This is a genomic window from Alcaligenes sp. (assembly GCF_050255915.1).
Lineage (GTDB): Bacteria > Pseudomonadota > Gammaproteobacteria > Burkholderiales > Burkholderiaceae_B > Alcaligenes > Alcaligenes aquatilis.
Genome location: NZ_JBFWIQ010000014.1, coordinates 64,574 through 76,401, shown reverse-complemented (window position 1 = coordinate 76,401; position 11,828 = coordinate 64,574). Strand labels below are relative to the sequence as shown.

General features: G+C 56.2%; 6 protein-coding genes. All 6 read right to left on the bottom strand.

Annotation, left to right across the window (positions count from 1 at the left end; genetic code table 11):
• Window positions 1–2: 2 nt before the first annotated feature.
• On the bottom strand, window positions 3–3,137 hold the full coding sequence (locus AB7E06_RS16175; protein ID WP_427957600.1) for a response regulator: 3,135 nt from the start codon (window positions 3,135–3,137) through the stop codon (window positions 3–5).
• A 96-nt stretch (window positions 3,138–3,233) separates the two neighbouring features.
• Window positions 3,234–6,032, bottom strand: coding sequence for an ATP-binding protein (locus tag AB7E06_RS16170; protein ID WP_427957598.1), 2,799 nt, complete (start codon window positions 6,030–6,032; stop codon window positions 3,234–3,236).
• The gene (locus AB7E06_RS16165; protein ID WP_406612082.1) at window positions 6,029–8,704 is read right to left on the bottom strand and encodes a fimbria/pilus outer membrane usher protein; all 2,676 of its coding nucleotides are present in this window, start codon (window positions 8,702–8,704) and stop codon (window positions 6,029–6,031) included. The genes AB7E06_RS16170 and AB7E06_RS16165 overlap by 4 nt, the downstream gene beginning before the upstream one ends.
• Before the next feature lie 128 nt (window positions 8,705–8,832).
• Window positions 8,833–9,588: a fimbrial biogenesis chaperone gene (locus AB7E06_RS16160; protein WP_230017610.1), complete on the bottom strand. Its 756-nt coding sequence runs from the start codon at window positions 9,586–9,588 to the stop codon at window positions 8,833–8,835.
• A 65-nt stretch (window positions 9,589–9,653) separates the two neighbouring features.
• Window positions 9,654–10,217 carry a fimbrial protein gene (locus AB7E06_RS16155; protein WP_321278783.1) on the bottom strand — a complete coding sequence of 188 codons (564 nt, stop codon included), beginning with the start codon at window positions 10,215–10,217 and terminating at the stop codon, window positions 9,654–9,656.
• A 626-nt stretch (window positions 10,218–10,843) separates the two neighbouring features.
• Window positions 10,844–11,461, bottom strand: a complete 618-nt coding sequence (locus AB7E06_RS16150; protein ID WP_427957595.1) for a hypothetical protein — start codon at window positions 11,459–11,461, stop codon at window positions 10,844–10,846.
• Window positions 11,462–11,828: the final 367 nt, after the last annotated feature.

The following is an 11,828-nucleotide window of genomic DNA, read 5'->3' as shown; positions in this document are numbered from 1 at the left end:
TGCTAAGCTTGTTCGATCAGGTCGCGTAGTGCATTGCACACGGCGATGGCTGTTTGAACTTGTGTGTCGGTTTGTTGAGTATTTTGCCTGAAATTCTGTTCCAGTTCTTTCACTTTGTCTGCGATTTCCTGCAAACCCATCATGACTAGCGCGCCAGCGATACGGTGCAAAATGGCTTGGCTTTGGGTCGCGTTTTTTTCTTTCAGGGCGTGTTCCAAGGCCTCCAGATCCTTGCTCATGGTGCTGCAAAAAATCTTCTTGTAACGCTGCGGTATGGGTGAGCGGATCAAGGATTCCAGCAAATTTCCCAAGGTGGCCAGATTCATGGGTTTGACCAGGCAGGCGTTCATGCCACTCTGTGTGCAACGCTGGGCTTCGTCGCGCATGGCGTTGGCGGTAATACCAACAATGGGGGCGTTCATGCCTTGAGCGCGTAAGCGTCGGGCCAGTTCGTAACCGGTCATATTAGGCATATTGACGTCAGTCAGCAGCAGATCGTGGCTATGGCCATCCCACAAGCTCAGTGCTTCTTCGCCGTCCTGGGCCAGGGTGACCTGGCAGCCCAAACGCTCCAACTGTTCACGCAAGGTGACCTGGTTGATCGGGTTGTCTTCTGCTATCAACACATGCGGACCGGGGCGGCTCGGGGGCGTGATGACCGTCTTGGTGACTACCGTTTTTTGTTCGGAGGGGGCGTGTTGTTGTGTCTGCCAACGCTCCAGCGCAAGGGCAATGCTTTCCGGGTTGGTGCCGTCGGCCTCGGGCAAGGTGGCGCTGCCGTCGCGTGCAGAAACGCTGATATAAGGGCCTGGCCAGTGGGGCGCCGGATTGCTGTTGGGCATCATCACATCGAGCAAGATATCTTCGGTTTTACCGGTCAGCGGATAGCTGGGCAGCATGGCCTGGGCTTGGGCATTCCAGCGATTGAGCCAGACGCAAATTGACTCGGATAGCTCGGCATGGGGAGTGCGTATATGCAGTTTCATGCCTTGCAGATCCGGTGCAGGGTGAGTTTGATCGCCTGCGGGTGCGATATCCAGGTTCAGCATAAAAGAAAAACTGCTCCCCAGACCGGGTTCACTGGTCAGTTGAATCTGGCTGTCCATCAGTTCGATCAGACGGGCGCAGATGGACAAGCCTAGGCCCGCCCCGCGTATCGTGTGCTCGCCTGAGTGGGCCACATAAAAGGGGGTAAACAGCTTGTCCTGGCGTTCGTGCTCGATGCCCACCCCGCTGTCGGCTACTTGAAACAGTAGTTGTGCTTTGTCCTGTGTAAGCTGCTCCAGACGCAATCGAACAATAATGTGGCCCGCCTGGGTGAACTTGATGGCGTTGCTGATCAGATTGCTCAGAATCTGGCGTATATGCAGCGGGTCGCCTAATACGCTGCGTGGTACGTTCGGGTCCACGTGACAGAACAACAGCAGGTTTTTTTGCTGGGCCATAGCGGTGTAGGTGGCGGTGCAGTCTTGTACCAGGGCGATGGGATCCAGCGGCACGGACTGCACATGCGTTTGGCCTGCTTCAATTCGGCTGATATCCAGAATGTCGCTGATGATTTGCAGCAGTTGGCGCGAGGCCCCCTGTATTCGGTCCACTTGTTGATGCTGCTGGCCATCCAGCTCGGTCATGGACAGCAACTCCAAAGAGCCCAGGACTCCGTACAATGGCGTGCGAATTTCATGGCTCATGGTGGCCAGGAACGAGGACTTGGCGGTGCTGGCTTCGTCTGCCGCGGCGCGAGCACGTTCTAGTTCCCGCTGGATTTCCTCTTGGGCCGTCAAATCCATCAGAACGCATAGCAAGACGTCTTGCTCATGGTAGCGACTGGGCGCGCAGGCCAAGTGCAGACTGCGACCATCGGGCAAGTCCACTTTGCCTTCGTTCGCATCCGGTCCTTGTTGTTGCAGTTCGTTCAAAGCCAGGGACAGGGGAGATTGCTCGGGTAAGGTGTCGCCTGCATTTAGCTCCAACCACTCCAGCGCCTGAGCATTGCCGAAAATAATCTGTCGCTTGTCCTTGCTGATCACGCACAGGGCCGCCGGTGAGGTATCAATAAGATTGCGATTAAAGTCCTGGCTTTCCAGCAAAGCGCGCTGTGCCTGACGGGCTGGCTCTACCACTTGGCGTCCATACCAGCGGGCATAGGCCAGGCCGCCCAGTAGGCTTAATAATAAGAACACCACAGTGCCCAATGGTACCCAGGTGCTGTTTAGCAGTTGTCTGGGGCTGATCAGATAGCGGCCCGTCCAGGTTCCCGAGGGATCGCTCATCTGGAAGGCCAATCCCTGCAGGCTGATGGTAAAGCCATCTTGCTCTAGGGCGGGGGAGTTGTTTTCCCCGATTAACAGGCCTTGTGCAGCATGGTGCAGCCAGAAGCGATAGCCCAGTGGGGCTTCGGATTGATTGAAGAACTCGCGCAGTCGGCCCTTGTCGAACAGACTCATTGCCTGAAACAGAGAGGGGTTCGCACCGGGCAGGGGCAGGCCAGGCAGGGAGATCGGAATGATGCCCAGCATGTGCAGAGGGTGTTCGGGTAAGGAAACCCATTTCACGGCAGATGGACTGGAGGCCAGTTCGCCGGGTGGCTGAATGTGTTGGCGTGCTTCTTTGTGCGAGGCAATGGGCAGGACCGTATCGGTGCGGGAAGACTCCAGCTCCGGAATGCTCAAACTGTCTTCCATGTCGGGATGAAACAGGAACAAGTAACCGGATGGGAAATAGGACCGGGCCCAGAAGGAGGCAAAACTATCGGCCAGATCAGCACCCAGCGTGCCGTAGTCCTGTTTGGATGCACGGCAATGCTGCTCGCAAATCATGGAAAAAGACACGCTGGCGGTGGGGCGCCAGATGCTGACGGCATGGCTGCTTTCTACGGGTGGGGGCTCGGGCTGTGGCCCGGCCTGCAATTTGGCTGCATCGGCCTTGAGCTGGGCCAAAAATCGTTCTTGCTCCTGTATGTAGGCTAAGGTCACGTTGAAGTCGGACGCCAGGCGGTGGCGTTCATTGCTGAAAAAGTGCTGACCGCCTACGACCAGCGCGCCGAGCAACATGAATGAGACAGGAATAACGCCCAGCAGCAGCCGTGTGTGTCCGCGCGAGCGTCGCGTCATACGATTAAAGGGTGAGTTGGCCATGGTTCTCCGTGGGGGCGCCGTGTGGGGCAAGTCCTGCCATATCATACCGTCCAGCGTCGTGATGGCGACGCGGGAGCCGTAGATGGTGAGGCAAACTTAGGGTGTCGGAGCTTGTAGGCTGGCGCGCAAGGCCGCCATCGGCAAAGGCTTGATCAGCAGGGCATCCATGCCTGCGGTGGACCATTCTTTGTCTTTGTTCAAAATGGCATTGGCCGTAATGCCAATAATGCGTCCCTGGTAGCCTTCTGCCCGCAGGGCGCGGGCCAGGCCGTAGCCATCCATGCCGGGCATGAACAGGTCGGTAAAGACAATATCAAAGCGGTTTTTGTCTGTCAGTTCCAAGGCCGCTTCGCCACTGGCTTCCAGGTGGGTAGTGCAGCCCAATACGCTTAACTGCTCCTGAAGAATCTGCTGGTTCACCGGATTATCGTCAACAACCAGCACATGTTGTGAGCGCATGGAAGGGCCAATATCTTGCCCGGCTCGTTGAGACGGGCAGGCCAGAGATTGAGCCAGTTGCACCGCCTGCGTGACGTGTTCCATCGCGCTTGAGGCGGTGTAGAAATGGTCTGGATTGTCTGCTTGTATAGCAGTAGTCTGAGCATGGGTTTGAACCATCACCTGGCGGCCTGTCCATTCAGGTGTGCTGGTGGCAAAAGATGGCCAACTGTGGACTAGAACGGAGCCGGGTTTGGCGGGCTGTCCGGTATAAGGCAAGGCATAGGCCCCCCAGTGGCGCAGCCATTTGCTGACATTGGAGACGATTTCAGGGATGTCCCCGGCGACATACACAGGCTGGAACGCCAGTTTGGACTTGGGGGCCGGCGGGGTTGCCGATGGGGTGGCTACCGGTAAAACCACCTCAAAGCTAATGCTGGTGCCCAGTCCGGGTTCGCTGACCACAGACAGGGAGCCACCCATCAAACTGGCCAGGCGCTGGCAAATCGGCAAACCCAGACCGGTACCCGGTTGCTGGTTGATGCCGCTTTTGTGGGCACTGAAATACGGCAAAAACAGCTTGGGCAGCATATCCGCGCTGATGCCCTGGCCCGAGTCCGTTACCTGAAAGCGCAGAGCCAGACGATTACCGGGCTGGGGTTCGGTATGCAGGCGCAGTACAACATGGCCGGAGGTGGTGAACTTGATCGCATTGCTGACCAGGTTGCTCAGAATTTGGCGGATTTTCAAGGAATCGCCAATGGTGGTGGTCAAGGCCCGTACCGGAGTCACTGAATACAGCAGCAAGCCCTTGTTTTGCGCTGTGGCCGCAAAGGCGGCAATCACGTCATCAACCTGCTCTTGTGGTGTAAATTCGCGCGGTTCAAGGGAAACGTGGCCAGCTTCAATGCGTGACAGATCCAGCGATGCGCCCACCACCCGGAACAGGGTTTCGGCCGAGCGGCGCAAGGTGTCTATGTAGGGCGAAGGGTGCTGATGTTTCTCGGACAGCGATAGCAGTTCCAGTGTTCCCAGAATGCCGTACAGAGGCGTGCGGATTTCATGGCTCATCGTGGTCAGGAACTGGGTCTTGGCGATATTGGCATTTTCAGCCAATTGGCGGGAGTGACGCAGGGCCGCCTCTTCGGCTTTCTCGGTCGTGATGTCGATGATCGAACACAATGCCGCCCGCTTGCCACGGTAGTTCAGGCTGATGGCATGCACGCGCACATTACGACCATCCTTCAGGGTGATGTCGGAGCAGGCGCTTCGCTCATGCTCTCCTGGCAGCCGCGAGCGCCATTGATGGTCACCTTGCATCCAGGTCCGTGCTTGCAGGTTCTCTTGAAAGATCACGTCGCCCTGGGCATCGACCAGGGTCAGGCCGACAGGGGCCATGGCAATCAGCTTGCGATTCAAGGACACGCTATCGACTAGGCTTTGCTGCTGCTGGCGGGCAGGCAGCAGCAAACGGCGTCGGATCAGGCAAGCCCCGACCAGAACAATGGTGGTAAAGATGGTAAGGGTCAATAAGGCGGTGATCAGGGCGCCGCGACCATCGTGCAGCAATCGCTGAGTGGGCAGGGCGTAGAGCACTCGCAAACCCCCGCTGCCAATGGATTTGCTCAGAATGATATGTTCTGGCCAGGCTTTGCCATCAAAGCCAAAGTAGTCTTGCTGTAGCCAGCGCAATTCAGACGGATCAGGTGGGGCGCTACTGTACAAGACGGCTTGACCGCGTATATCGAACAGGATGTGTTCGGTTCCGGGCGGGGGAGCGGATAAGGTCAGGGCTTGATTTATGTCTCGTAGTTCCAGACCCAGCCAGGCCCCCAGCCGGTTTTCTCGATCAATCGGTGTATAGGCCACCAGCCGCGAGGAAGGAGCATCATCATGATGCAGCCAGACCACGGTAACCTGACGGGCATGGGGTTCTTGATTGATCGTACTCAAGCGCGTGGCCAAGGCATCGATGTGCTGCTCCCACCTCAGATTCTGGCCATGTTGCTCCAGACGAAAATCCTGGGCAGGGTTCAGCTTGATGTAACGCAGCTTGCCAGTGCGATGGATGGCGTTCCAGTGGCGGCGCGTCAGCAGCAAGGTGTAGTGATCAAGCGCGCCATTGTCTGGTGTGTCAATGGCTTGCAGATTGCCGCTATTGGCCGACAAGGTCAACGAGTCTGGGGAAACTGCGCTGGCGGCCACAGCACGCAAAAGAACCTCGCGCTGGTCAAAGAAGAGCTGAGCATGGTCTGCGGCGCTGTTGAGTTGACGGCGATACTCGGAAATCAGGTGTGTGGCAGACGAGTACAAATAGGCGCCTGTCCCTAGTGATGCGCATAGAATCAGAATCAAAGACAGGGCTGCCAACAAAACACTGGGAAAACGTGGAACCTGCATGGGGGGCAGGTTCTCACGCATAGGGCCGTGGCTTGATGGGTGGCTGGGCTTGCTCATGCTGCGCTGTCTTGGGCCTTGCCTTGCTTGGCCAGATTGCCGGGAAGGATAGGGTCAGGATCGCGGTGGACACAGTTCAGGCGGACCAGTTGATAGTTCAGTTCATCTGTGTTCTCGGACAGCTCGTAGCGAGCGCGGCACAACTGACCGTTACGGCTAATGTCCAGGTGACCACGCATTTGCTCGGGGGACACCATGGTCAAGACTCGACCTCGTGGATCTGTCATACCCAGTTGTTCGCCGGCGGCATTGCGCACCATGGCGCCAAAGGGCAGGGCGACTCCTTGTTCGTCATGTAGTTCAAACTGCACGCGGTAACCCACCTCGGCCTTGAAAGTTGCCAGTGCAACAGCACCACGCGTCGGGACAATCTGCTGTACGGCGTTGTCGAATTCGGCGTTTTTGGGAGCGTGGCGTGTATCCAGACTGACGTGATTGCCGCGGTACGGCGTGGCATGCGGGATGATGGCGTAGCCATTTGAGCCTGTTTCGACACCGACATGGCTGGAGATTCCGACACCGGCTACGGCGGGTTCTACTTTGGCCAGCATGAAGGTCTCGCCCAGCGCCTGACCCAGGTTGACGCCGCCACCGTGCGCCACTATTGAACCGTTGGCCGAGAAGTTGCCGGAGTTGTGACGGTTGCCATAGGAGTAACCAGCATTCATACGGGCAAAAGAAGTGGTCGTGCCGACGTTGACCGATGCATTGCTTTCGCCGGCAACGGTGCGTCCGCCTGCGACAGCGTAGCTGATCTCACGGTCGGTAGGTAGCAAGCCACTGGCACCGGCTTGGACCGAGTTGCCATTATTGTCGTGATTGATGCTAGTAAAGCTTTGTGGAGCATGGGAGCCGCTGCCCAAGGGCATGCTCAGCGTCAGCATGATGGCATTGTCATGGGAGCGCGTGGGGCTAAAGGAGGAGTGCAAATTCCGGGTGCGGGTGTAGGCCAGGTTGTAGTTCACCTTGCCGATATGGTTGCTGTAGCCCACCGACAGGCTGTTGGAGGAAGTGTTCTCCCAATGTTTGTTATAGGAGGCGTTCAGGTAGAGATTGCCACCGCCTAAGGGCTGGCTGATGTTGGCATCAATACGCTGGCGAGAGTTGTGTGACCCAGACATGCGCAGGTGAGCAGGTGCTTGTGTTGCCTGCACATGATCGGACAGGGTGCGATAGCCACGGCTCAGGTCGTGACGCATGGTGACGGACACGTTCGAGCCAGTGGTTTCGAGGAATTTGTTGTAACGCAAGTTCACGCTGGTGCCCTGGGATTGCTGGCCTTGGACACGGCTGGTGGAACGGGTTGCATCCAGTGACACTGCACCTAACTGGGTATTCATGCCTACGCCCAGGGAGTAGGCGCTGAAGTTTTTGGACGCCTGTACCCCGGCGGCCAGCGTCGTATTGGCGCTGACGCCATATAGCATGGAGCCGCTAACAAAATTGGGGCGCTCTTGCATGTCTTCGTTCAGGCGTAGCTGGCCAGCCGCAATGTCATAGCTCAGGCGGCCCTCGCGCACCATCAGGGGCGGAGCGGAAAAGGCTTGGCGCAAGATGCGGCGCGAACCATCGGCTTCGATAATAGTGATTTCCAGATCACCGTTCGAGCCTGAAGGAGACAGGTCGCTGATCGCAAAAGGGCCGGGTGCCACGTTGGTGGTGTAGATCACATAGCCGTTCTGGCGCACTTCCACTGTGGCATTGCTCTCGGCCGTGCCACGGATCACGGGTGCGTAGCCTTGCTCGCTGTCGGGACGCATGGCCTCGTCCGAGTGCATTTGTACACCCATAAAGCGCACGCTGTTAAACAGTGGGGAGCGTGTATAGGTCTGCCCAGCCACCAATTGGCTTTTCAGGGCGACGATGTCGCGCTGAGCATAGGTGTTCTGACTGGTAAAGGTGCTGGAACGGTTGGTGCCCGAGCTGTAGTAGGAGTTGTTGCGTATACGCCAGGGGCCAATATTCACGCCCATGCGCAGGTCTGCGCTGAGGTCATTGGTAGCGGACATACCTTTGCTTTGATCCCGGCGCACGTTTACGCCGTAGTTCACAAAAGCAGCCGTCTGGCCCGAGTCCCACAGAGAAGGGTCGACATAACCGCGTCTGCTGGGATTCATGTAAATCTGTGGAATGTTCAGCAGCAGACGTAATTGGCTACTTTCATAGGTTGCAGTGGCTTCAGGCACGATCTCTGGCAAACGCAGGCAGCTTGCCTCGGCCGGCACAGGGGCAGGCAGTTTGCTCAGGTCAACACCGGCTTGTTCCAGCATCTCCTGGTTAAAGCAGGGTTCGTTGTCATCCGTGCGTGGGTTGCGTTTGAAGGTGATGTCGCGCCGCCCAGTGCGTTGCTGGTTGACATACAAGTCCACGCGCTGCACGCCTTCAGGGACGTTGCTGTTGGAGAGCAAGGTGCGCAGATCGGCTGTGGAGGCATTGCCTTGCAGGAAGGCCATGTTAAAGCCGATGGAGTCTGTTGTATCCAGAGCGGCAACTTGAACGGATTCTGCCTTGGTGTCTTCAGGAGCAGGAATGCGGATGGAGGAGTCTGTCTGGGCCTGGGTTGCGCAGGCCATGATGACCAGGCAGGGCAACAAAGCAAGACGCAACGTAGCCTGAGGTTGGCGGTTGACGGGGCGAATGCGATGGCAGGACAGGCGATTTTTTTTGGACATGACTCTGCACCCAAGGGGGCGTGTTGGACGATTCGAAGACGTGCAAGGGCTCCTGCTACTGGCTGGGAGCCAGTAGCCGAAAGGGTCAGACGTGAGGCGGGGGAGGCTGGGCGGTCTAGGCCGCCGTTTTATGGTGCGTCCGGATTTAAGGCGCGGCCCTGAACTTTGTTCTGCCCGTTCAGGCGAACTTCATAAGGGTCGGCACTGCCATAGTCGCTGATGGCCCGAAACCGCAAGGTGTCCTGGGCACCCGAGCGGCCCAGTGGCAAGAGACGAGTCTGGCCAGGGGCAATCATGCCGGGGTCTTCCATTTCCTGACCTTTGGCGGTGCTCAGGGTGGACATGGATACGTGGTAGGCGCTGGGGTTGTGCACCTCCAGCATGGGTTTGCCCTGACTGTTCACCACAGACCACTGCAATTGAGCGGGGGCCTGCTCTGCCGAACCGGGCAGGCCGTCAGGGCGGAAAAATAATTTGATGCGTTGGCGGATGGCAATCTGCAGTTGATTGTCGCCAGGGCCTTGCTGTGGAATTTCTTGAACGTTCAGCCACAGTACGGTTTCACGGTCGCGGGGCAGACCTTGCTCACCACCGGCGTAAAGCACACGCATCACCTGCTGTGCGTTCGGGGCAACTTTGACCAGTGCGGGTGTGATGGCAAAAGGTAGTTCCGCTTGATCGTGGTCGGTATTCGTTTCCAACCAGGACTGAATCAGTACAGGCGAATTTTCGTTGCGAACTACGATGGACGCTTCTTGTTGTTTTTCGGGCAGGATCAGGCGGGTACCACTCAAGGAGATTGATGCCTGTGCATGGCTGCTTAACAGCGCAGCGCCAAGGGTTAGACATCCAAAAGCCAGTTTCTTGAACGTTGAGATAGACATGGTTCATTCTCCTTGAGGGTGGGTGCTGGCAAGGGGAAATCCCTTTGCCAGCAGCTTAGGCAGTCTTATTCGTAAGACAGCTCGTAAGCGACGGTGGCATTGGCTTGGCCGCCAACGACATCAGCAACTTCAGTACCGGCTTTACGGGTGTAGTACGCGGTCAGAGGGATGTTGATGGAACCGTTAACGTAAGGAGCTTCCAGCGTGGCCGAGCCGCCGGTAAAGTCCAGAACGTTTTCGTTGCTAAGCAACATGATCTGCACGTTTTGTGCACCGCCAGTCACTGCAATACCCTTGCCGGAGGTAGTGGTAGGGGCCAGTTTCAGTTCAACTTTCGTACCGCTGGCACATTCAACTTGCATGTCGATGTTCTTGGCGATGGAGGTCAGGCCGCCTTCGGAGGTGGCAGGTACGGCTTCGGTACCCAGAGTCTTGGCCGAGACGGGGCCCATGTCTACCAGCATGTTGGCGCCGGAGCTGGATGCACCAGGGGTGCGCACGGTGCAGCTGTCAGCGTTGATGCTACCGATAAAGCTGATGTTGCCACGAGCACCAAGAACAGGTTCGGCTTGAGCACCGGCAGCGGCGAAAGCGGAAAGGATGGTGAGGCCTAAAAGGATCTTTTTCATGATTGATTTGACTTCCGGTTGTTGGACAAACGAAGCAACCTTGTTGTACGCCTTGGGGCGCTCGAAGGTTCCCAGGTATGTGCTTGGTTTAGAGCACAATTGAAGTTTAGGAAATCAATCGGTGAAAAGATTTAGGACTATTCTTAAAAATGAAATTAATTGATTGGCTGGGTTGGTTTTTTAATTAATCGCATGTCAAGAGGTGTTTGGGGTGACTTTGCAGTTATTGACAATTAACCCATGTAAGGTGTGATTGTATATAAGTCGTTGAAAAGTAAAACTAAGAATAGTCTGAGATAAATAAAGAATTCACACTCTTAAAATTTATTTCAAGCCGATTTGCATATAGGCCGGAATTAATTATGGATGAATAAGGAGTGTGATGTGACGAGCAGGCAAATCAAGAAACCGACTTTGCCCTTTCAACGAACCATGTGGGCTAAAGTTTGGCTCTTGCCACTTGCACAGCTTTGTTTTGGGGGGCAAGTGCAGGCGTAGCAATCGTTCTGTTCCAACGGCAAAGTCGTGAACAATTCATACCAGACTTTTCAGAGGCTTTTGCGGTGCGGATGGTGGTGTCGTCATGATAGTGATGTATAAAAAAAGGAGCCGTTCTGGCTCCTTTTTTACTGCTTGTCCTGGCCTTGCTGCCAGCGCAAATAGGCGCTGCGAGTCTGGGCAGACACGGACTCCAACACTTTTTGATGAGTGACTTTATGGCGTGCTAGCAAGCGTGCATCGGCCACGGTTTTGGACTTGCAAAACCAGTGACAGCTATGTTGGAACAGATAAAGTTCGGCTGACAAATGATAGGCCCGGCTTTTGGAGTCCAACTGCTCGGGATTGTCGACAACATGGCGCAAACCGGCGGCATGAATCTGCAAAAGCTGGCGAAAGTCGCGCGTCATGGACGGGATGATTCGTTCTGCGTAAGGCACACAAAAAGGCAACATGCCCACACGGGTGTTTTCTGCCGGTTCTTTTTGTAGTGCATCGGCCAAGGATTGAATCTGGGTAGCCACGGCGTTTTCAGTCTGGGCAAACATGTCCAGAACCTGCTGTTGGCGCGAGAGATCCTGTTCGCCAATCGCTCGGGTATAGCCTTCTGTCAGCGTTTCCATGTGGCGTTCCAACTGAAAGCTGCTCAGATGGTGGCCCAGCAAGATAATGCGCCCGCGTTGATAGCGTGCCCGCACAAAATGAAGGGCAATAGCGGCGATCAGAAGAAGTATGACTGTGTCCATCACTCGTGTTTCCGTGCTGGGCCTGGCGCCTTGTTCTTGTTTCCCGCAGCAGGGTTAGGCCAGGCTATAGAAAAATGCTGTCAAAGTAGCAGCCGGCCATTGTATCCCGTCATTCTTTATTCTTGTTTTCATTCTTATCAGGGATAGCCGCCGATCAGTCTGCTTGGGCAAAACAGGCATGGCATTGTGAAAGATGGCTGTGCCATTTCGAGCCGCCCCCAAAGTCAAATACGGGCTTCGGCGTTGGGGGGCGGCTCATGTCTTTAGTGCCTTCGCTTGGTTGGCAGCAGCTTAGCACAAGGGCTGCTTATGGAAGGATTGCCCTGCGGACCACACAGCTTGGTGTTGGTCTGCAATTCGCTCTGCT